Origin of the sequence: Aquimarina macrocephali JAMB N27, from assembly GCF_000520995.1 — a bacterium.
Taxonomy (GTDB): Bacteria; Bacteroidota; Bacteroidia; order Flavobacteriales; family Flavobacteriaceae; genus Aquimarina; species Aquimarina macrocephali.
In genome coordinates this window covers 178,003-200,817 of the sequence record NZ_JACA01000001.1, presented here as the reverse complement: position 1 = coordinate 200,817, position 22,815 = coordinate 178,003, and the positions used below count along the sequence as shown (strand labels likewise).

General features: G+C 34.0%; 20 protein-coding genes. 13 read left to right on the top strand and 7 right to left on the bottom strand.

Features of this window, described 5'->3' with window-relative positions:
• Positions 1 to 341 precede the first annotated feature (341 nt).
• The 7 genes from Z054_RS0100950 to Z054_RS0100915 all read left to right on the top strand — a co-directional run bounded on the left by Z054_RS0100950 (position 342) and on the right by Z054_RS0100915 (position 10,483).
• Complete coding sequence (locus Z054_RS0100950) at positions 342 to 1,328, top strand: phosphatidylinositol-specific phospholipase C (protein WP_024768230.1); 987 nt, start codon at positions 342 to 344, stop codon at positions 1,326 to 1,328.
• A gap of 281 nt (positions 1,329 to 1,609) precedes the next feature.
• Complete coding sequence (locus Z054_RS0100940) at positions 1,610 to 3,376, top strand: thiol-activated cytolysin family protein (protein ID WP_024768229.1); 1,767 nt, start codon at positions 1,610 to 1,612, stop codon at positions 3,374 to 3,376.
• Between the two features lie 155 nt (positions 3,377 to 3,531).
• A complete protein-coding gene (locus Z054_RS0100935; protein ID WP_024768228.1) occupies positions 3,532 to 4,458 on the top strand; it encodes a 2-dehydropantoate 2-reductase in 927 nt (308 codons plus the stop codon).
• Between the two features lie 113 nt (positions 4,459 to 4,571).
• A complete protein-coding gene (gene leuS, locus Z054_RS0100930; RefSeq protein ID WP_024768227.1) occupies positions 4,572 to 7,385 on the top strand; it encodes a leucine--tRNA ligase in 2,814 nt (937 codons plus the stop codon).
• Between the two features lie 345 nt (positions 7,386 to 7,730).
• Complete coding sequence (ald, locus tag Z054_RS0100925) at positions 7,731 to 8,846, top strand: alanine dehydrogenase (RefSeq protein WP_024768226.1); 1,116 nt, start codon at positions 7,731 to 7,733, stop codon at positions 8,844 to 8,846.
• A gap of 110 nt (positions 8,847 to 8,956) precedes the next feature.
• Positions 8,957 to 9,649 carry a zinc metallopeptidase gene (locus tag Z054_RS0100920; protein WP_024768225.1) on the top strand — a complete coding sequence of 231 codons (693 nt, stop codon included), beginning with the start codon at positions 8,957 to 8,959 and terminating at the stop codon, positions 9,647 to 9,649.
• 237 nt (positions 9,650 to 9,886) lie between these two features.
• Entirely contained in the window at positions 9,887 to 10,483 is a 597-nt protein-coding gene (locus Z054_RS0100915) for a hypothetical protein (RefSeq protein WP_024768224.1), read from the top strand.
• A gap of 100 nt (positions 10,484 to 10,583) precedes the next feature.
• On the opposite strand, the gene Z054_RS0100910 is transcribed toward Z054_RS0100915, so the two are convergent.
• Together Z054_RS0100910 and Z054_RS0100905 are read right to left on the bottom strand one after the other, a co-directional pair.
• Positions 10,584 to 11,054, bottom strand: a complete 471-nt coding sequence (locus Z054_RS0100910) for an Lrp/AsnC ligand binding domain-containing protein (protein ID WP_024768223.1) — start codon at positions 11,052 to 11,054, stop codon at positions 10,584 to 10,586.
• A gap of 146 nt (positions 11,055 to 11,200) precedes the next feature.
• Positions 11,201 to 12,571, bottom strand: coding sequence for a saccharopine dehydrogenase family protein (locus tag Z054_RS0100905; RefSeq protein ID WP_024768222.1), 1,371 nt, complete (start codon positions 12,569 to 12,571; stop codon positions 11,201 to 11,203).
• A gap of 137 nt (positions 12,572 to 12,708) precedes the next feature.
• On the opposite strand from Z054_RS0100905, the gene Z054_RS0100900 reads away from it, so the two are divergent.
• Together Z054_RS0100900 and pckA are read left to right on the top strand one after the other, a co-directional pair.
• Positions 12,709 to 13,107, top strand: a complete 399-nt coding sequence (locus Z054_RS0100900) for a DUF423 domain-containing protein (RefSeq protein ID WP_024768221.1) — start codon at positions 12,709 to 12,711, stop codon at positions 13,105 to 13,107.
• A 69-nt stretch (positions 13,108 to 13,176) separates the two neighbouring features.
• The gene (gene pckA / locus Z054_RS27660; RefSeq protein ID WP_035090232.1) at positions 13,177 to 14,733 is read left to right on the top strand and encodes a phosphoenolpyruvate carboxykinase (ATP); all 1,557 of its coding nucleotides are present in this window, start codon (positions 13,177 to 13,179) and stop codon (positions 14,731 to 14,733) included.
• 76 nt (positions 14,734 to 14,809) lie between these two features.
• On the opposite strand, the gene Z054_RS0100890 is transcribed toward pckA, so the two are convergent.
• On the bottom strand, positions 14,810 to 15,556 hold the full coding sequence (locus Z054_RS0100890) for a uroporphyrinogen-III synthase (RefSeq protein ID WP_024768220.1): 747 nt from the start codon (positions 15,554 to 15,556) through the stop codon (positions 14,810 to 14,812).
• Between the two features lie 34 nt (positions 15,557 to 15,590).
• A complete protein-coding gene (locus Z054_RS0100885) occupies positions 15,591 to 16,244 on the bottom strand; it encodes a DUF4271 domain-containing protein (protein ID WP_024768219.1) in 654 nt (217 codons plus the stop codon).
• 96 nt (positions 16,245 to 16,340) lie between these two features.
• Between Z054_RS0100885 and Z054_RS0100880 the strand changes: the two genes are divergently transcribed.
• Genes Z054_RS0100880 through Z054_RS0100870 form a run of 3 tightly spaced genes read left to right on the top strand, consistent with a single transcriptional unit; the run spans position 16,341 to position 18,915 of the window.
• On the top strand, positions 16,341 to 17,072 hold the full coding sequence (locus Z054_RS0100880) for a polyprenol monophosphomannose synthase (protein WP_024768218.1): 732 nt from the start codon (positions 16,341 to 16,343) through the stop codon (positions 17,070 to 17,072).
• Between the two features lie 2 nt (positions 17,073 to 17,074).
• The gene (locus Z054_RS0100875; RefSeq protein ID WP_024768217.1) at positions 17,075 to 18,415 is read left to right on the top strand and encodes a dihydroorotase; all 1,341 of its coding nucleotides are present in this window, start codon (positions 17,075 to 17,077) and stop codon (positions 18,413 to 18,415) included.
• The gene (locus Z054_RS0100870; protein WP_024768216.1) at positions 18,412 to 18,915 is read left to right on the top strand and encodes a DUF4296 domain-containing protein; all 504 of its coding nucleotides are present in this window, start codon (positions 18,412 to 18,414) and stop codon (positions 18,913 to 18,915) included. The genes Z054_RS0100875 and Z054_RS0100870 overlap by 4 nt, the downstream gene beginning before the upstream one ends.
• Here Z054_RS0100870 and Z054_RS0100865 read toward each other — a convergent pair.
• Complete coding sequence (locus tag Z054_RS0100865) at positions 18,887 to 19,900, bottom strand: NAD-dependent epimerase/dehydratase family protein (protein WP_024768215.1); 1,014 nt, start codon at positions 19,898 to 19,900, stop codon at positions 18,887 to 18,889. The genes Z054_RS0100870 and Z054_RS0100865 overlap by 29 nt on opposite strands.
• A gap of 119 nt (positions 19,901 to 20,019) precedes the next feature.
• The gene (locus Z054_RS0100860; RefSeq protein WP_024768214.1) at positions 20,020 to 20,199 is read right to left on the bottom strand and encodes a hypothetical protein; all 180 of its coding nucleotides are present in this window, start codon (positions 20,197 to 20,199) and stop codon (positions 20,020 to 20,022) included.
• A 279-nt stretch (positions 20,200 to 20,478) separates the two neighbouring features.
• Between Z054_RS0100860 and tyrS the strand changes: the two genes are divergently transcribed.
• Positions 20,479 to 21,774: a tyrosine--tRNA ligase gene (tyrS, locus tag Z054_RS0100855; protein WP_024768213.1), complete on the top strand. Its 1,296-nt coding sequence runs from the start codon at positions 20,479 to 20,481 to the stop codon at positions 21,772 to 21,774.
• 117 nt (positions 21,775 to 21,891) lie between these two features.
• Here the strand turns inward: tyrS and Z054_RS0100850 are convergent, their stop codons facing one another.
• On the bottom strand, positions 21,892 to 22,743 hold the full coding sequence (locus Z054_RS0100850; RefSeq protein ID WP_024768212.1) for a M12 family metallopeptidase: 852 nt from the start codon (positions 22,741 to 22,743) through the stop codon (positions 21,892 to 21,894).
• Positions 22,744 to 22,815: the final 72 nt, after the last annotated feature.

Sequence of the window (22,815 nt, the reverse complement as noted above, 5' to 3'; positions counted from 1 at the left end):
CCCCCATTACAGAACGGGATCTGTTTTTACTTTATTATCAATTTTATCAACTTCAGTTTACCAATTAACGTATTCTTAGACGTAATTATTTTTTAAGTTTATGATCATGATAACCTAAGTAAAATATAGTATAGGTCTTTATTCTGATTTTAAAAGTAGTATTATACCAAAATGTTAAGTATCAAAAATAAGAATTAAAAGGCTGTACTTCCCATGTTTTATTAATACTCTAGGGCTGTCTACCTTTTGTCCCCTTGTTTTTTTTTATTCTTCAAGAATCAGTAATTAAGTTTGAAAGACAACGAACCTAACTTTCTAATAAAAACCAAAAATTTATAATTATGAAAATCAATTGTATTGCTAAATTTATTTTAGCTGTGACGGTAATTTTATTTTTCCAATCTTGCGAAAAGGATGATAATTTTGGACCTACTGTTTCTCAAACCACATTAGGTGCTAGCAACATTAAAAAAACTGTGCCTAGGTATTCCTTGTCTAATTGGATGGGGGCAATTAATAAAAATGTAAGCCTTTCTGCATTGAGTATCCCTGGAACACATAATTCTGGAGCAAGATATGATCACCCTATTCTTCCGGGCACTGCAAAAAACCAAAATTTAACCATTGGACAACAGTTAAATAGTGGTACTCGCTTTTTGGACATCAGATGTAGACATTTTAAAGATGGTTTCACGATACACCATGGATCGGTATATCAAAAACTTAATTTTAATAATGTGTTAAACTATTGTTTTGACTTTTTAAACAAAAATCCTACCGAAACTATTATCATGTCGGTAAAAGAAGAGCATGACTCATCTGGTAATAGCCGTTCTTTTGAGGCTACTTTAGACAGTTATATTAACCAAAATCGTAGCAAGTGGTATTTGGGAGAAAATATTCCTAGATTGAATAACGTAAGAGGAAAAATTGTACTATTAAGAAGATTTAATAAAAGAAGTAGTACACCCAAAGGTATAAATGCTACCAATTGGAAAGATAACACCACCTTTACTATAAATAATGCAAATGCAACTTTACAGATACAAGATAAATACAAAATTTCTGACAAGAATAATAAATGGAATAGTGTAACTAGCTTATTGAGAGCTGCCAAAAACGGAAATAGTAATACGATGTACATTAATTTTGCTAGTGGTTATAAACCAGGCTGGTTTGGCATACCTAGAATATCCGAGATTTCTAATTTTATCAATCCTAAAATAAGTAATTATTTTAGGAACAATACTTCTGGTCGTTATGGATCCATCATGATGGACTTTGCCACAGCTGATAGAAATAAATTAATTATTAAAACTAATTTTTAGTACGTAAACCCATAAATAATTCTACTAATAGCATCAGTAAAACAAGGAAAATCCCGTTCTACAACGGGATTTTCCTTGTTTTACTGTCAATTGTATTAGCTATAGTGTATAAACAACAATTAAGGTTCTGCATCTTTTATAGTTTGCTGATTATCATGATGAGTCCCCCTTTTGTCCCCTTGCTTTTTTTTGTTCTCCATTGGTTAATAATTAGGTTTGACTCAATAAAAACCAAAATTTATTAACGTAAAACCTAATTATTAACAAAAACACAATCAATTATGAAAACAAACAAACCTAGTTTATTATTAAGGTATAGAGCTATTGCTTTTACAGGGGTTTTTTTAGGAACACTAATATCCTGTCAAAATGATGATCTTACCAATGATACAACAACCTCAAATCTTGAGGCAAGAGAACAATATCTAAATGAAGACATTCCTGATGGTATTAGTAATTTGGTTATAACAGAACAATACAGTACAGATTCTAATGCAAAAACATTAGAAGAAGAAAACTGTATGACAAAAAATATTTCTTTTAATCAAACCGATTCTGATTTTTTTCTATTAGATCCTAATAGTTCTTTGCTTTGGCCGGGTAATTTATTAGCTTCTAGATCTATACAAGAAGGAGCGCCTGTGTCAATTCCTATTTATGGAGAAGATCGAAATCCTATAGAAGTAAGAATAAATGTGTTGTCAGGAACACCTACTTCAACACATAAAACGATCCAAGCTCCAACACCAGGAAAAGTGCAGGATAATCTAAATGCTATTTTGAATAGTTACTATGATAGTGGTGCAAAATTTCCTGCAAGTTTTCAAATATCTATAGAAAGAATACATAACGAACAACAATTGCAAGTTGCTTTAAGTGCTGGGTATTCAGGGCCAAGCGTCGATATATCTGGAAAGTTAGGAATTAACTTTAAAGAACAAAAAACCAGATTTGCCGTTACGCTTCAGCAACGTTTTTTTACTACTTCTGTTTCCCCAAAAGAGAACATAATCGGCCAATATGGCTGGTTAAGTAATAGTGTTGTCCCAGAAAGGCTTGATCCGTATGTAACCGATTTTAAAGAGGTTAGTGCGGATCAGGCAAACCCATCTTCTTTTATAGAATCAGTCACGTATGGGCGGTTATATACTATGATATATGAGTCTACAGAAAGAGCATCAGATGTAGAAGCTGCTTTGAAATTTGCTTATAATGGTGGAATTAGTGATGGTAATGCTAGTCTGGCTGTTCGTCACAAGAATATTTTTAGAAATGCCACTGTAAAGGTTAGACAACTAGGAGGAGATCCTGCAGATGGTATTGCATCCTCATTGTCTGGTTTAGCTAATAACTTAGAAAAAGTTGTAGAATTTTTGAAAAAAGGAGCAAATGTGTCGCGTCAAAACCCAGGATATCCGATTTCATACAAAGTTAATTATGTTAAAGGTAATAGGCCTTTTAAAGTAATTCAAAACATAAAATATAAAGTTAGAACATGTGATCTTGTAAATTATGAGACGATTAGAATAGACCCTCTCGATGCTGCTGTACATGAAGGTAGTGATCATAATACTAGTGGAGCCGAGCTTTTTGGAAGATTATATGTGCAGAAATATGATGTAGAAAATCGCAATTGGTATCGAGTAGGTGAAAAAATATATTGGGGTTATGGGATAGAACATAGGATACGTGATTATTACCCGATAAAAGGAGAGAATAGAAAAAAAGAAATAGGAAAAGGGAAAGTGATCGATTTTAAAGTAAAAACAGGAAGCAATCAACGTTTTAGAGTTGTCTCAGAAATAGGAGAATGTGATGCCAGTTGTTCTCCATGGAGCGATACAGCATCAGGAGGGAGAAGATATATTACGTATCAATATGATACTACATCAAAGAAATGGGTAGATTACAAAAGACACAATCCACATGTTTCAAATTATACCATAGGTACATCCTTTAACCAAAGAACCTGGAATGGAGCCAGATCTAAAGCTAATGATGGGATTGTAGTATATGTTGATTATTCATCATATGTTATAAAAAAATAAGATACTGCTTTAACTAGTTATTTCAAGAAAGGGAGTGTTATTGTAAAAGACACTTCCTTTTTTGTTTTGATCCAAAAGACTAAGAAACTTCAAGAATTTATTAAATTTGAGCATATATGTTGATCCATAAATCATATTAAAAAGAAAAATCTAATATGCATATAGTTATTATAGGAGTTGGAGGAGTTGGTGGATATTTTGGAGGAAAAATTGCCAATTCTGGTCAGAAAGTAACTTTGATAGCCAGAGGAAAACATCTTGAAGCTATTAAAAAGAATGGATTACAAGTTAAAAGTATCAATGGGGATTTTGTGACTCACCCATTTTATGCAACGAATCAGATTGATACTGTACAAAAAGCAGATGTAGTACTGATCTGTACAAAATCCTGGCAGGTTGCAGAGGCAGCAAAATCTATTCATCCTGTTTTAAAAGAAGATACTATTGTTATTCCATTACAAAATGGAGCAGATAATGCAGAAAAAGTAGGTTCTGTATTAGATACAAAGCATGTTTTGGGAGGGTTATGCAAAATCTATAGTAAGATAGAAAGTCCAGGTGTTATTTCTCATTTTGGTCATCAACCCGAAGTTGTTTTTGGCGAATTAGACAAAAGTAAAACAGATCGTCTAGAGGTAGTAAAAGAAGTGTTTGACAGAGCAGGCTTTAACAATGTAATTTCTGAAGATATAGATGTTGATATCTGGAGCAAATTTATGTTTATTACTACAGTTAGTGGTATTGGTGCACTTACCCGGGCTACTATAGGAGAAGTATATGAAAACCCAGAGACCTATCGTATTTTAGAACAAACAGCTACCGAAATTTATAAGGTAGGTATTGCTAAAGGAGTTTCATTACCAGAGGATATTGTACGTCGAATTCTGGTTTTTATCAGTAAACAACCCTACAATTCTACAGCTTCTATGCAACGTGATATTATGGAAGGCAGACCTTCAGAATTAGATAATTTTAACGGTTTTATTGTAAAAGAAGGCGTAAAACTAGGAGTTCTAACGCCTGCAAATACCTTTATATATAGTTGTTTGTTACCGATGGAGACTAGAGCCAGAACTTTATAAAATCGATAAAAGACTTCTAATATTATTACATTTCTTCAAATTAGACACAATAATATTAGTATATACCATATTTTTGCACTTCTCATAAAAATGGTAATACAGAAATAAACGTAATGAGCTACGATTTTAATATTATTGAAGCCAGATGGCAAAAATATTGGGCAGAAAAAAGCACTTTTAAAGCTGAAAACAACAGTGATAAACCTAAATATTATGTATTGGATATGTTTCCATATCCATCAGGTGCAGGATTACACGTTGGACACCCGTTGGGGTATATTGCCAGTGATATCTATGCACGCTATAAACGTCATAAAGGATTTAATGTATTACACCCGCAAGGATATGATTCTTTTGGATTACCAGCAGAGCAGTATGCGATCCAGACGGGGCAGCATCCAGCTCTAACAACCAAAGAAAATATAGCTCGCTATCGTGAGCAATTAGATAAAATCGGATTCTCTTTTGATTGGAGTCGCGAAGTAAAAACCAGTGATCCTAATTTTTATAAATGGACACAGTGGATCTTTATAGAGCTTTTTAATTCGTGGTACGATAAAGATGCTGATAAAGCAAGAGCGATTGATGATCTGGAAACTGTTTTTACATCAGAAGGAAATGTAAAAGTAAATGCGGTTTGTGATGAAAATATAACACCATTCACTGCCGGGGATTGGAATAATTTTTCTTCAAAAGAAAAGCAAGAAGTACTATTAAAATACAGATTGACCTATTTGGCAGAGACCGAAGTAAACTGGTGTCCGCAATTGGGAACAGTATTGGCAAATGATGAGATTGTAAACGGAGTTTCTGAGCGAGGAGGATATCCTGTGATTCGTAAAAAAATGACACAGTGGAGTATGCGTATTTCTGCCTATGCAGAACGATTACTACAAGGATTAGAAACAATCGATTGGACAGATTCTCTAAAAGAATCACAACGTAACTGGATCGGGAAATCTGTTGGTGCCAGCGTTATGTTTACTATAAAACAACACGATGAAGTAATCGAAGTGTTTACCACACGTCCTGATACTATTTTTGGCGCTACGTTTATGACATTAGCTCCAGAACATGAATTGGTTGCTAAGATAACAACTCCCGAACAGAAAGCTGATGTAGAAGCCTATATTGAAGCAACAGCCAAACGTAGCGAACGTGAGCGTATGGCAGATGTAAAAACCATTAGTGGAGTATTTACAGGGGCATATGCAGAGCACCCATTTACCAAAGAACCAGTACCTGTCTGGATCGGAGATTATGTATTAGCAGGGTATGGTACCGGAGCTGTAATGGCAGTGCCATGTGGGGATCAACGTGATTACGATTTTGCAAAACATTTTAATATACCTATCACTAATATTTTTGAAGGAGTAGATATTTCTGAAGAAGCTTTTGCCGATAAAGAAAAAACCATAATTGGAAATTCTGATTTCCTTAATGGTTTAAACTATAAAAAAGCAACCAAGACTGCTATTTATGAGTTAGAAAAACTAGGTCAGGGGCAAGGTAAAACCAATTATAGATTACGCGATGCGGTATTTAGCCGTCAACGATATTGGGGAGAACCGTTTCCGGTATATTATGTAGATGGGATGCCACAGATGATCGATGTAGCACATTTACCGTTAGCACTACCCGAAGTAGAAAAATATCTACCTACAGAAACCGGTGAGCCGCCATTAGGCCGTGCCGATGTTTGGGCATGGGACGCCGAGAAAAATGAGGTGGTTTCTAATGACCTAATAAATCACACTAGCGTCTTTCCTTTAGAATTAAATACCATGCCGGGATGGGCAGGGAGCTCGTGGTATCCGTTTCGATATATGGATGCTGGTAATGATTCTGAATTCGCTTCCGCGGAAGCGATGCAGTACTGGGAAAACGTGGACTTGTATATCGGAGGGAACGAACATGCAACCGGTCACTTATTATATTCTCGTTTCTGGACAAAATTCTTAAAAGACAGAGCATACCTTACCGTTGATGAGCCATTTAAAAAACTAATCAACCAAGGGATGATTTTAGGAACTAGTGCTATTGTGTATAGGATTAGCGGTTCTAATACGTATGTTTCTAAAGGATTAAAAGATCAATATGAAACAGAAGAACTTCGTGTGGATGTAAGTTTGATCAATAATTCGGATGAACTAAATGTGGATGCTTTAAGAAAATGGCAACCACAATTTAATGATGCTGATTTTGAACTTGAAGATGGAAAATACATCGTAGGTAGAGAAGTAGAAAAAATGTCGAAACGATGGTTTAATGTGGTGAATCCAGATGGTATTTGCGAGCAGTATGGAGCAGATAGTTTACGTTTGTATGAGATGTTCCTCGGGCCACTAGAACAAGCAAAACCTTGGAATACTGCTGGGATTACAGGAGTACATTCTTTCCTTAAAAAATTATGGAAATTATATCATGATGGCGAGACATTTGGTGTAACCGATGCCGAACCTACCAAAGACGATTTAAAAACATTGCATAAAACTATCAAAAAGGTAGAAGAAGATATCGAGAATTTCTCGTTTAATACATCGGTAAGTACCTTTATGATTGCGGTAAATGAATTGACAGCTCAAAAATGTACTTCGAGAGCGATTTTAGAATCCTTGATCGTATTAATTTCTCCTTATGCTCCTCACATCGCAGAAGAGTTATGGTACAAATTAGGACATAAAGAATCTATATCGACAGCAGCATTTCCTGTTTTCGAAGAGAAACATCTGGTAGAAAGTACCAAGCAATATCCGATTTCGTTTAATGGCAAAATGCGTTTTACGATGGAGTTATCGTTAGACCTAAGCAAAGATGAGATCGAAGAAGCAGTTATGGCGCATGAAAAGACACAAGAACAACTTGCTGGTCGAGAACCTAAAAAGATAATCGTAGTACCTGGTAAAATTGTAAATGTGGTTGGGTAGTATATTGATTTTTAATGTATTACTTCATTGAGATGTTTAAGGGTAAAAGTAGGACCGTCAACCTCACTTTGTGTGATGGTTTTACCATTATTTGATGTTAATTTATTGTTTTTTTTATTTTTTAATCAAAAAATAATTAGTGATATAAAAACAGAAAATATCAATCTGTAAGTGATTTTTGATTTCTATCGAAAAAATTTCAATAAAAACGAAATATACTGTTGAAAAACTAATTTTTTTAGGAAAAATCAAAGATTCTTCAAAATTGTTAAGATTGTATTTTTTGAAGTTTTTTAATTGTGTATTTTGCGAAAAACATATATTTTCGGCACAAAAATTAGAGATATGGTAATTGGTGTTCCCAAAGAAATCAAAAATAACGAGAACAGAGTAGGTGTAACTCCTGCCGGGACTATGGAGCTTGTTAGACATGGTCATACTGTTTTCATACAGCAGAATGCTGGTCTTCAAAGTGGTTTTGAAGATGAAGAATATATCAAAGCAGGTGCTAAAATTTTGCCTACTATAGAAGAGGTATATAGTACTGCTGAAATGATTATTAAGGTCAAGGAACCTATTGAGCCAGAATATAAATTGATCAAAAAGGATCAATTGGTGTTTACATACTTTCATTTTGCATCGGGAGAAGCATTAACTAATGCAATGATTGAAAGCGGTTCGGTTTGTGTTTCTTATGAAACTGTTGAAGATCCAGATCGAAGTCTTCCATTATTAACTCCGATGAGTGAAGTAGCAGGACGTATGTCTATCCAACAAGGAGCTAAGTTTTTAGAAAAACCATTAAAAGGAAGAGGAGTTCTTCTTGGTGGTGTTCCTGGTGTTCCACCAGCAAAAGTATTAGTACTTGGTGGAGGTGTAGTAGGAACTCAAGCTGCTAAGATGGCTGCAGGAATGGGAGCTGATGTAACGATTTTGGATATTAGTATGAAGAGATTACGCTACTTAGATGATGTAATGGCTGCAAATGTTAAGACAGAATATTCTAACGAGTATAATATTCGTAAGCATATAAAAGATTCTGATTTAATTATCGGAGGAGTATTAATACCAGGTGCAAAAGCACCAAAATTGATCACTCGTGATATGCTTAAAGAGATGCGCCCAGGAACTGTGGTAGTAGATGTAGCAGTAGATCAGGGAGGTTGTTTTGAAACAACAAAACCAACAACGCACCAGGATCCAGTATATATTATTGATGATGTTGTACATTATTCTGTTGCAAATATGCCAGGTGCAGTACCATATACGTCAACTTTGGCATTAACTAATGTCACTTTGCCATATGCAGTACAATTGGCAAATAAAGGCTGGAAAAAAGCTTGTAATGAAAATATACCACTTAAAAAAGGACTAAACGTGATTAACGGTGATGTTGTATATCCTGCGATATCCGAAGCTTTTAATCTTCCTTTAAAAGATGTAAATGCATATTTGAATTAAACTCGATTTATTGGCTAACTCAAGTTTATTTAATCAAAAACCTCGTTATTATGGCGAGGTTTTTGTATTTTATATACCAAGTTTAATTACAATAAAAAAAGTGAATAGTTATGATGGGATATTATATTATTGCGGGAGTCATATTTTTGGTGAGTACCTATGTAAGCAATAAACTCAAAAGTAAATTCAAGAAATATTCTAATATCAGTTTGCAAAATGGCATGAGTGGTGCAGAAATTGCTACGAAAATGCTACAGGATAACGGGATTCGTGATGTGCAGGTGGTCTCTACAGCAGGAATGCTTACGGATCATTATAATCCGTTAAATAAGACAGTAAATTTGAGTGAAGGAGTGTATAGTCAACGTAATGCAGCGGCAGCGGCAGTTGCTGCTCATGAATGTGGTCATGCTGTGCAACATGCCACATCATATAGTTGGTTAACAATGCGATCAAAGATAGTACCTGCTGTAGGAGTTGCAAGTAAACTCTCTAATTTTGTGATTATGGGAGGGCTTATTCTTTCAGCATCTGGAATGATCTTTGGAAATACTATTTTCCTGGTTGGGATTATATTATTCGGAGTAACTACGTTATTTGCATTTATTACACTTCCTGTAGAGTATGATGCTAGTAATAGAGCATTAGCATGGTTAGAAAATAATAATATGCTTACTACCCAGGAGCATGCAGGGGCAAAAGATGCATTGAAATGGGCTGCTCGTACTTATGTAGTAGCTGCTTTAGGTTCTTTGGCAACCTTACTGTACTTTATCTCTATCTTTATGGGTAGAAGGGATTAAATAAAATAATGGTGTTCCTTTTCTTATGAAGGAATGAAGAGTTTTGATAAAAAGCTGTTTACGGTAAAATGTGAACAGCTTTTTATTTGCTTAAAGAATTTAGAATACGTTTTGAAAAAAGGAAATTATTTTTTGGGTAATAGATTTTAAGATATGACACTATACTGTAAATCATCAATTTAAGGAGTGAGTCGAAAATCCTTTTTAAAAGAGTAGACACTTAAAACTTACAGTATTATGGAAAAACGTAAAACACTAAACAAAGTAAAGTATTCTTTTTTGATTGTATGTGTATGTATTGGAGCATTTTTAATAACGTCTTGTGAACAAGAAGAAGAATTGAAAATCGAGAAATTAGAAGAAAATGCAGAAGAGATTACTACAAAAGGGCTAGAACAAGGAGAAGAAGCTGGTGTGTGTTATGTGGGTAGAGCTTCTTGCTCTGATAATTTAACCAATGATGGGTGTGATTTTACATCAGGGAATGGCAGGGATATGCCTAACCAATATCTAATGGTAGATATGCTAAATAATTGCCGTAGAGAATCACTTCCCTCAAATTGTAATTGGTGGTCTAATATCACACAAACACGGGTAATAAAAATAGATTTAAATAATTGTTGTTATCCAGCTAGTGCAATGACTGGTAGATTGGATGCCTGGAAAGATGCGGCAATGTATGCTAGACCAAATTCGTCTTATCTAATTACAAACTATGAAAGAATAGGTGGGTTTATGGTGACTGTTTATGGCCCGTATAGAATGTCAATACGTGTTACCTACCGAAAGAAAATATGTTCTGCGGTTGCTAATCCTGATGTGATAAAAAAATAAGTTATGAAATGATTAGTTATGAAATGATTAGTTAGAGGCTATTCGAAGTGTCTTTGTCGTTTACTTTGGGTAGTCTCTGTTTTATTAATTTTAAAGAAAATTAGATCTTGATTTGTCGATCAATCTGCTGATCTAATGATATAAAAGTCTCTGTACGAGATACACCTTCTATAGCTTGAATGTTTTTATTCAATACAACCATTAAATGTTCATTGTCTCTACATAGTATTTTAATAAAAATAGACCAATTTCCTGTAGTGTAATGACATTCGATTACTTCTGGGATGTCTCGTAATTGTTTTACTGCTTTTGGGTTACTTACGGCTTTGTCGAGATGTACACCTACAAAAGCCATTGTTTTATATCCTAGTACTTTGGGATCGATAATAAACTTTGATCCGGTAATAAGCCCTGAAGCTTCGAGCTTACGAAGTCTTTGATGAATAGCGGCACCAGATATTCCTATTTTTCTGGCAATTTCCAGGATAGGTCTTCGGGCATCTTCCATAAGATTGCGTAAAATCTCTTTGTCAATGCCGTCAATTTTTAAGTTATTGTTTTGACCTTTCATAGGATATAAAATTACAATTATTAACTAAAAATACAATTAATGGTTTGTAATTGAAACGTAAAACTAGAAATTATTAAAAAATTAAATTAGATAACAATTCAATAGATTCTAGATTAATTTAAAAAAGGATAATTCTTTAATTCAATTTACCCTTTTACACCATCGGGGTTATAGCCAAGATAATCACGTTCTCTTTCCTTAAACACGATACCATACTCTTCAAGTTCTTTGAGTATAGGAGTATACACCTCTTCCTGAATAGGGATCTGTACTCCTGGGGTAGTAATTTGTTTATTCAAAATACGTAATGTCGCCATTGCAACTGGTAAGCCTACAGTTCTGGCCATTGCTGTATACGTTTGATTTTCGCCAATACTTACCATAGTAGCATCTACCTGTTTGTGTTTGCCGTCAATCTCATAACCAAACTTATGATACATCACAATCATATCTTTATCTCCTTCACCCAAGGTCCAGTTGTCCATTAAGATTTTCTGAAGAATCTGTGCAGGAGTAGCATTAGGAATGCCTACTTTTTTATCTGGATTAAAAAGATCAAGCTCCAGGAGTTTGTCCCACATAATATCATCTTGATCAATCTTAAGATAATGACGAAGTTTCAACTCTACCGAATCCGAAGGAGAATAAGCAAGAAAACAATTTGTGAAATCACGATAGCTCATATCTTCTGAATTCGCAAGAGTGTAATCATCCGCAGTCATACCTAGTTGTACAAAGGTATTCCAGGCTCTAGAAAACCCTACTCTTCTTATAGTTCCTCTGTATAGAGTTAAGATATCATCTAATCCATAGATACTTTGATATTTTAAAGAATTTCGATTTGCATAGGCTTCAAAACGGCCATAACCTTCGACTTCGAGAAATTCTGTTCTTCTAAATAATTTATGATAAGGTATGTACTTATATGTTCCTTCCTGTAGGAATTCTGCACCACCACCTTGTCCGGCAATAACAACATTACGAGGATTCCAGGTAAATTTATAATTCCATAAGTTAGTATCACTTTCGGGAGCGACCAGGCCACCTGTAAATGACTCAAACATAATTATTTTACCTCCTTGATTTCTAATTCGATCGATGACCTGCATTGCACTCATATGATCAATACCAGGATCTACGCCAATCTCATTCATAAAGACGAGCCCTTTTTCACGAACTTTTGCATCAAGTTCCTGCATTTCTGGGCTAACATATGAAGCAGTAACCATAGATTTGCCAAATTGCAGGCAGTCTTTAGCTACTTCGATATGAAACCGTGCAGGAAGCATTGATACTACAATATCTGCATTTTGAATAGCTTTTTCTCGTGAATTCTGATCAAAAACATCCAGAAGTACTGCTTCTGTATTAGAATGATCGCCAGCTAGTTTTTTTGCGTTTTCAATAGAAATATCACCAATAGTGATATATAGATTTTCTGAAATAGATTTATCCTGGAAATATTTAATGAGAACCGCAGTAGATTTACCTGCACCAATAACTAAGATCTTTCGCATACCTTCTGATATTTTGATAACTTTGATACGAATGTAATAAATACCGCAAAGATTAGGTTCTCTATAGCTGCGGATTAATTATATTTTTGAAAAATTTTTGTCTAAAGTTTAAAATTTAATACTAGTTATAGTCAATTATGGATAAAATATCAGCAAACAAAACAATTTTGATTACCGGTGCCGTGATGGGATTACTTGCCGTGTTATTAGGAGCTTTTGGAGCTCATGGATTAGAGAAATTAGTAGATCCAGAACAGATTAATTCTTTTACCACCGGAGTACGATATCAAATGTATCACGCTATCGTTTGTATTATTTTGGGGAATATGTCTGTTTTACAAGAAGTTACCAGAAAGCGTATTTTTTACTTTTTCATGGGGGGAATAACCCTTTTTTCAGGGTCAATATACCTTTTGGTGATCGATGAAGTTTTAGGGATTTCCCTGTCAAGTATTGGTTTTATTACCCCTTTGGGAGGCCTTCTATTGATACTAGGGTGGGTTTTCTTAGTAATTTCACTGGTAAAGATTAAGTGATTTTTTTGTCGGTTGGTGTAATTTTTATTTATAATTTTGCACGTACATAACAAACACAACATATTATATATGGAACCACTGTATCCAACTACGAAAACGTTTTCGTTAAAGAATTACGGTATTGAAAATGCTACAATGCGCTACCAGTTATCTTCTGAAAATCTTCAAGAAGAAGTAGTGCAAAAAGGTCAAGGGAAAATTACCAAATCAGGTGCATTAACAATTAACACAGGAGAATTTACTGGACGATCCCCTATGGATCGTTTTATTGTTAAAGATCATATCACACAAGATAAAGTGTGGTGGGGAGATATTAATATTCCTTTTGATCAAAATGCATTTGATGCATTGTATGATAAAGTAACAAATTATCTTTCAGGGAAAGAAGTATTTGTACGTGATAGCTATGCATGTGCCGACCCAGAGTATAAATTAAATATTCGGGTACTTAATGAATATCCATGGTCAAATATGTTTGCATATAACATGTTTTTAAGGCCGGAAAAGAAAGAATTAGAGTCTTTTGATCCTGATTGGTTGATCGTTAATGCACCTGGATTTATGGCAGATCCAGAAGTAGATGGTACACGACAGCATAATTTTGCAATCCTTAATTTTTCTAAAAAGATAGCTTTAATAGGAGGAACCGGATATACAGGTGAGATTAAGAAAGGGATTTTCTCTGCTTTAAATTTCATTCTTCCTGTAGAACGTAATTGTTTACCTATGCACTGCTCTGCTAATGAAGGAGAAGATGGTAAAACAGCTCTGTTTTTTGGATTATCAGGAACTGGTAAAACTACTTTATCTACAGATCCTAAAAGAAGACTAATAGGAGATGATGAGCATGCCTGGACAGAAGAAGATACAGTATTTAACTTTGAAGGAGGATGCTATGCAAAAGTAATAGACCTTTCTTCAGAAAAAGAACCGGAAATTTATAATGCTATTAAGAAAGGAGCATTATTAGAAAATATAATTATAGATGATAATGGAGTTGTAGATTATACAGACTCCAGTATTACTCAAAACACAAGAGTAAGTTACCCGATTGATCACATAGAAAATATCAAGGTGCCTAGTAGAGGTAAAACGGTAACTAATATCTTTTTCCTTACTGCAGATGCTTTTGGTGTATTACCTCCTATTTCTAAGTTAACCAAAGAGCAAGCTTCTTATCATTTTATTAGCGGGTATACTGCTAAGGTTGCAGGAACAGAAGCGGGAGTTAATGAACCATTACCAAGCTTTTCTGCTTGCTTTGGAGCTCCTTTTATGCCATTACATCCTAAAGAGTATGGAGATATGCTAATGAGTAAGATCGAAAAAACCGGAGCTAATGTATGGTTGGTAAATACAGGATGGACTGGTGGAGCATATGGTACAGGAAGCCGAATGAAACTGAAATATACCCGGGCAATGATTAATGCTGCCTTAGAAGGTAAGCTTAATGATGTAGCCTATATTACTGATAATTATTTTGACCTTAGCATGCCAGAAACTTGTCCTGATGTACCTTCGGATATTCTGAATCCAAGAAATACATGGGCAGATAAAGATGCTTATGACACTAAGGCTGGAGAACTGGTAAATTCTTTCAAAAAGAATTTTAAACAATTTGAATAAGATTTTTTACTTTAATACTAAAAAAGGGATCGATATTCGATCCCTTTTTTTATGCATTGAGAATAAATAAAACTATCTATTTCTTATTTACTTCTTTAATGTATTTTTGAAGTGCCATTGTCATTGATGGCGTTTCTGGAGTCGGTGCCTGAATGTTAACAATCAGATTGTGCTCCTCGGCTGCTTTAACTGTTGAGTTTCCAAATACAGCAATTCTGGTATCGTTTTGTTTGAAATCAGGAAAATTCTCAAATAAAGACTGTATCCCAGATGGACTGAAAAACACCAAAATATCATAAAACACATCTCTTAAACCAGAAAGATCACTTACCACAGTTCTGTAAAAAACAGCTTGCTTCCATTCTACTTTTAGAGTATCTAATGTTTCAGGAATTAGTGGCTTTAGCTTATCTGAAGAAGGTAATAAGAACTTCTCGTTTTTATACTTCTTGATCAAAGGAGATAACTCCTGAAAAGTACGTTTTCCTACATATATCTTTCTTTTTCGATATACAACGTACTTCTGTAGATAATATGCTACGGCTTCACTTTGACAAAAATACTTGAGGGTATCAGGTACTTTATAACGCATCTCATCTGCTATTCTAAAGAAATGATCAACAGAGTTACGGCTGGTAAGGATAATAGCAGTATATAGTGATAAATCTACTTTTTGTAACCTTACTTCTTTTGAGTCAACTCCCTCTACATGAATGAAGGGGATAAAGTCAATTTTTACTTTTTCCTTTTCTTCTAAATCAAAATAAGGTGAATTTTCCACTTTGGGCTCCGGCTGTGAAACCAAAATTGTCTTCACTTTCATATATTTTCTTTCTTTTTTGTAAAGATCCTACTAATTAACTAATAAGCTTATACAGTATAAAATAGGGTGCGATTTCAAGTGCGCAAAGATACAAAATAAAATAAAACAAGTGGTTCAAAATAATATTTTCGTTTTTCTTATAAAAAGAAACAAGCATGATTGTATTAAGAATAATTAGTAAAATCAGCAATATTATAAATGCAATTATAGAAGGTTGTAATGCATAAATAAATACAATATTAATAGGTAATAGTATGACTCCCATGAAATTACGATACGACACTTTGTAAAATAAATATTCATCAATTATAGAATCAATAGAAAAAATAGTTGCAACTATTTTTTCTATAAGTAATTTACAAATAACGATAACAGTATATATGATTGCAATCTTAAAATACAATGTGATTTGATTGGGTACAACTTGCCATTCGAATACACCAAAACATAGATATAGAAACAGAGATACCGAAACGATCTGAAATAATAGTAAAATTGCATTAAATAAAGAAGAAAGCTTATTTAGCTTTTGATATGATATAATATATTTGCTATTACTAAAAAGCATCATGAAATCGGTAAAGCGAAGCATATTCACCCCTTTGGCCGCAGCTAGTAGCATTAGGCATACTGTGATTATGATAGTAAGCCAATTTGTTGATGTTATTTCTCGTAAAATAAATTCCATATTCTGTTCTGGGATCAAAATTACGATCAATTAACTCATAAAAACAAGAAAATAACTAGTAATTATTTAGTTATATTTGCCTGAAAAATAGCCTAGATGGTGGATGCCTTAGTTATAATCCCTACCTATAATGAAATTGAAAATGTGGAGCGTATCATTAAGAATGTGCTTTCGCTTCAGCGTGATTTCCATATTCTTATTGTAGATGATAATTCTCAAGATGGAACTGCAGATAAGATAAAGGAGTTACGGTTAGAATACCCGGAGTCGCTTTTTTTGATAGAACGAGCGGGGAAATTAGGTTTAGGGACAGCATATATTACTGGTTTCGAATGGGCATTAGAACGATCTTACGAGTACATTTTTGAAATGGATGCAGATTTTTCTCATAACCCTAACGATCTTATACGGTTGTATAATGCTTGTGCCAAAGGATCTTCTCAAGTTGCTATCGGGTCTAGATATGTGACTGGAGTAAATGTAGTGAACTGGCCAATGAGTAGAGTTTTATTATCCTGGGGGGCTTCAAAATATGTTCGATTTATAACAGGAATGGATATTCATGACACAACTGCAGGATTTGTCTGTTATAAAAGAGAGGTATTAGAAAAAATAAATCTTAAAAAAATTCGATTTGTAGGATATGCCTTTCAGATAGAGATGAAGTTTAAGGCTCATTTATTAAAATTTAAAATAAAAGAAATTCCTGTAATCTTTACAGATAGAACCAGGGGGACATCAAAAATGAGTAAAGGAATTATTTCTGAAGCTGTTTTTGGAGTTATAAAAATGAAATTTAACAGCTTATTTAATCGCTACGAAATATGATTATGGATAATGTGCTTATTAAAAATGCTAACATCGTTAATGAAGGGCAGGTTTTTAATGGAGATGTATATATAGAAAATGGTGTTTTTAAAGAGATTGCACCGCAGATAAGTGCAAAGTCGCCAGATGTACACATTTTTGATGCAGAAGGTAAATACTTATTACCGGGAGTCATTGATGATCAGGTACATTTTAGAGAACCTGGATTAACACATAAAGCAACTATAGAAACGGAGTCCAGAGCAGCTATAGCAGGTGGGATTACTTCTTTTATAGAAATGCCTAATACTGTGCCGCAAACAACAACAATAGAAAAACTCGAAGAAAAATTTGAAATCGCTGCAAAAACAAGCTATGCGAATTACTCTTTTATGTTTGGTGGTACAAACGATAATCTAGAAGAAATCCTTAAAGTAGATCCTAAAAAAGTAGCAGCACTTAAACTGTTTCTAGGCTCATCTACAGGAAATATGCTGGTCGATAACCCAGAAGTGTTAGAAAAAATATTCTCTTCTACAGATTTGTTAATCGCGGTGCATTGTGAAGATGAAGAAACGATTAAGCGTAATACCGCAAAATATAAGGCAGAGTACGGTGATGATATTCCTGTAAAATTTCATCCTATTATTAGAAGTGAAGAAGCTTGTTACTTGTCTTCATCACAAGCGGTAGCACTAGCTAAAAAGACAGGAGCACGATTACATATTTTTCATCTTTCGACAGCAAAGGAATTAAAGCTATTTACAAATAAAATTCCGCTTAAGGAAAAGAAAATAACAGCCGAAGTATGTATTCACCATTTGTGGTTTTCTGACACAGATTATGAAGAAAAAGGAACGTTGATTAAATGGAATCCTGCTGTAAAAACAGCAAAAGACAGGGATGCTCTGTTTAAAGCACTACTAAAAGATAAAATAGATGTAATTGCTACAGATCATGCTCCGCATACTAAAGAAGAAAAAGATAATATGTATACCAAAGCACCTTCTGGAGGACCATTGGTACAGCATGCACTTCCTGCTATGTTAGAATTTTATCACCAGGATAAAATAAGCTTAGAAAAAATCGTTGAGAAGATGTGTCATAATCCGGCAATATTATTTCAGATCGAGAAAAGAGGATTTATAAAAGAAGGATATTATGCAGATGCTGTTTTAGTCGATATAAATGCACCCTGGACAGTAAATAAAGATAATATTGCATATAAATGTGGATGGTCACCTTTTGAAGGGACTACCTTTAGATCGAGAGTTACGCATACTTTTATTAATGGAAGTTTGGTATATAAGAACTTTAAATTCTATGATGTGCGACACGCACAACGACTAACTTTTGACAGATGATTAGAAATATAATATACACTATAGCTTTTCTGACCTTTATTTCTTGTCAGAGTATAAATAAACCCCCTAAACCAGAATCGTTTATAGAAGAAGACCGTATGGTTGAAATTTTAACTGATATTGCTTTTGTAAGGGCCGCAAAAAGCTCTGATAGAAAAACTTTAGAGGAAGAAAGTATTAACCCTGAGGTTTTTATTCTGAAAAAACATGGTATAGACAGCATTATTTTTGTAGAAAATAATACCTGGTATTCTGGTCAGATAGAAAAGTATGAAGCAATTTTTGTTCGCGTAAAGGCCAATCTGGATAAAGAAACGGCAAAATACGAGAAGTTGAAAAAGGAAGAGGATTCTATTAAAAAAATTGAAGATTCTATTGCAAAAAATAAAGATACACTTAAGCTTAAAGATTTACCTGTTGTTACAGAAGATATAATCGAGGAAAAGATAGAAGAAGCTAAAGGGAAAAGGACTAATGCTCCTCCTTCAAAAAAGCAGTAGCGGTTTCTTTGATACTTTTTTCAATTGGAGTAAAACTATAAATAAGTTCCTTTTTTATTTTATCATTCTCATAGTATTTTGTAGAAAATGCGCTTCGTATAGATGATCTAAATATCGATCTATTCGTTCTAAACAAAATATGGCTAACACGTTGCGCATAATAGGCAATTTTCATCAAGAAAGGAGAAATTTTCTTTTTAGGTAGTGGTTTGTGCAGTGCCTTGGCAATCATGCTAAAAGCACTTTTGTAACTCAAATTCTCACCAACCAGAATGTAGCGTTGGTTACTATAGGTACCTGTTGTGAGTTTATACATAATATCGACAACATCCTGTATGGCTACATAACCGGTAGTTCCTGTAGTATAATATTTCATTCCGGCATAAATCCTTTTAAAGAGATATCCACTACCATTATCAAAAAAACCAGGGCCGATAATGATACCAGGGTTTACAATTACAGCGGTAAGACCCTCATGTATTCCTCTCCAGACTTCCATCTCTGCACCATATTTGGTAATTGAATATACAGAATTAGGAGTTTCAGGATTCCATTCTGCCTTCTCATCAATATGAGCATTTAATAAATTTTCCCCAAGTGTTGCAATCGAACTTACATAGCAGAGTTTGGCCACTTTTTTGATTAAACAAAGGTTTACAATATTTGCTGTGCCATGGATATTGGCTTTTCTTAATTTTCTATAGTGAGATGGATTAAAACTAATTTTGGCAGCACAGTGATATACATGAGTAACTCCTTCAAAAGCTTCAGTTAGAACAGGGATATTATTGATATCAGTATTCACCCACTCTATAGTATCAAACAAGTGTTTTTCTTCACTTGTGAAATAAGAGGAGAACACTTTTTTGGCCTGTTCTTTTTTAGTCTCGGTTCTGTATAAAGCACGTACTTGTTGTTTTTCCTGTATAAGTCTAACCAGTAAATGCGTTCCTACTAAACCTGTTGCTCCTGTAACTAATATCATAGTATATATTCTACGATACTAAAGTAAACAATTAATGTACATTTTTGGGTTAAATAATAAAGACCTCAATATTTTGAATATGTATTAAGGTCTTTTGAATTTTTCTTTAAACTAAAAAATTACTCACAAATATTACTACATCTACATGACTTTATAGGCTCATCACCAGAGGTTGGAGCTTCATTATCAGTTTGTCCATTGTGTGGTTGTCCTCCATAAATAGTATTTAGACCATATAATTTTGCGATTTCTAATTTTTTAAGATTCAGTTTTTTAGAATTTTTTGCTTGTTTTTTCATAATATAAATTGGTTTTAATTAATAGAAATGGAAATTATTACTATTTGAAGACTGCATACCCCCTGTTTTCAGTGAAAATCCAGAAACGTGTATTTAGACTACTCGGTAATTTTTTTAAGAGAAAAGAGGAATGGATATTTTAGTGCTATGGCTATTAGTGTAACAGGTGTTTTACAATTGGTGAAGATGATAAATCAATACCATCCAATTTCTACCATAATCATAGCTGGATATTATCCATATTTTTATCTTTGTCGCTCTTAATTGAATTATAGTACAATGACTACAAATTTTATAGAAGAATTACGCTGGAGAGGAATGTTGCATGATGCGATGCCTGGGACCGAAGAATACTTAATGGAGCAAATGAGATCTGCCTATGTGGGGTTTGACCCTACAGCAGATTCATTACATATCGGTAACCTGGTTCCTATCATGTTACTGGCACATTATCAGAGAGCAGGGCATAAGCCTTTTGCATTGGTAGGTGGTGCCACAGGTATGATCGGTGATCCTTCAGGAAAATCGGCAGAGCGTAATCTACTGGATGAAAAAACACTTCGTCATAACCAAGAAGCTATAAAATCACAACTAAGCAGATTTCTGGATTTTGAAAGTGATGCTCCCAATGCAGCTGTATTGGCCAATAACTATGACTGGATGAAAGAGTTCTCATTCTTAGAATTTATTAGAGATGTGGGTAAACATATTACTGTAAATTATATGATGGCGAAAGATTCTGTTAAGAATCGAATTTCGTCAGAATCATCAGAAGGGATGTCATTTACAGAATTTACATACCAACTGGTGCAGGGATATGACTTTTTACATCTGTATAGGGCGCATAAGTGTACTTTACAAATGGGAGGAAGCGATCAGTGGGGTAATATCACTACAGGAACCGAACTGATCAGAAGAATAGCAGGAGGAAAAGGATATGCATTAACATGCCCGTTAATTACTAAATCTGATGGATCAAAATTTGGTAAATCTGAAGGAGGAAATGTATGGTTGGATGCTAAGCGAACATCACCATATAAATTTTACCAATATTGGTTAAATACCAGTGATGAAGATGCCGAAAAATACATTAAGATTTTTACGTTTTTAACAGAATCTGAAATAAATACTTTAATAGAGCAACATAAAGAAGCTCCGCATCAGCGAATTTTGCAGAAAAAACTGGCAGATGAGGTGACCGTTATTGTACATTCTCAGGAAGATCTTGATAATGCGATTAAAGCATCTGCAATTCTTTTCGGGAAATCTACATCTGAAGATCTAAAAGGTTTGGATGAAGCTACTTTTTTAGATGTTTTTGATGGTGTACCACAAGCCGAGATTGCAAAGGATACAATAGCTAATGGTATTGATATTATTGGTGCCCTGGCAGAACACACAGGGTTTCTTAAATCAAATGGAGAAGCTAGAAGAGCACTGAAAGAAAATTCTATTTCGGTAAACAAAGAAAAGGTTAACGATACTTATTCGATATCAAATAATGACTTGATCAATGGTCAATTCGTTTTATTACAACGTGGTAAGAAAAACTATTTTGTGATCAGAGTGGTATAAAACACGTAGAATCTAATTTTTAGAATACCTACATCAAGTTTATTTGAAAATAGAAATATAAAAAAGGAGGGAAATATTTGATATTTCTCTCCTTTTTCTAATTAACGACCCTTCTTCTTATTTATAGTATCGTTTTATAACACTAAGGTCTCTGCTGCTTAAAGCACGACGTTGTACATTAAAAGTACTTCCGTTTTTTCTTACGATTGTAGGCTTTCCGTTTTTACTAAAAAAGTAAGAGCCATACATCATAATAGATCCAATATCAAATGTTGAGGTTCTAACCGAAGAAGAAGATCTTTTATTAAAATTAGAAGCTTTACCACTTTTGATGTTGTTAAAATTAACAGTAACATAATTATCTCGTTTGGGATGTTGTTGCTCATGATACATGCCAATCGCGTGTCCGATTTCATGAATAGTGTTTCCGGTAGAACAACCAGAAGCTAAGGTGATATTTTGTCTACCTCCTGTTCTTCCTACAGAAGAAGAACACCCTGATCCTGATCTAAAACGAATATAAGCTCTTTGATTTGTTCTTTTTATAAATCGAATTTTGGTTTTACTTTCCCAATGATTAATTGCACTAGTTACACGACCTTTGTTTGATAAATTACTGTCAACAGTATAAGGAATATAATAGTAATTTCCTGATTTAGGCCAGTGCCTATTTCTTCGGATCACTCCCTTTTGTAAAGTGTTAGTTTCTTCTACCTGTTCGGGAGATAATATCATATCTCCAAGGATAAGATTACCATCTACTTCTTTAAATTCTGTTTTGACATCAAAAAAGTCTTTTGATATAGTTTTTTCAGCCCCATTTAGAGGATAAACTTCTGCAGAAGCTTCTGATTTAGGAGATTCCTGATTAATTTCTGTAGTTACAGACTCATCTTCTGTTTGGCAATTGGTAAACATCAATACAGATAATGCATAAGCCGAGAGGCTTAATATTTTACTTGTTTTCATAATGTAAATTTTAAGTTAAATTTGTGTTTGTATATTGGGAATTAACGATCAATGAATACTTGATATTGTATT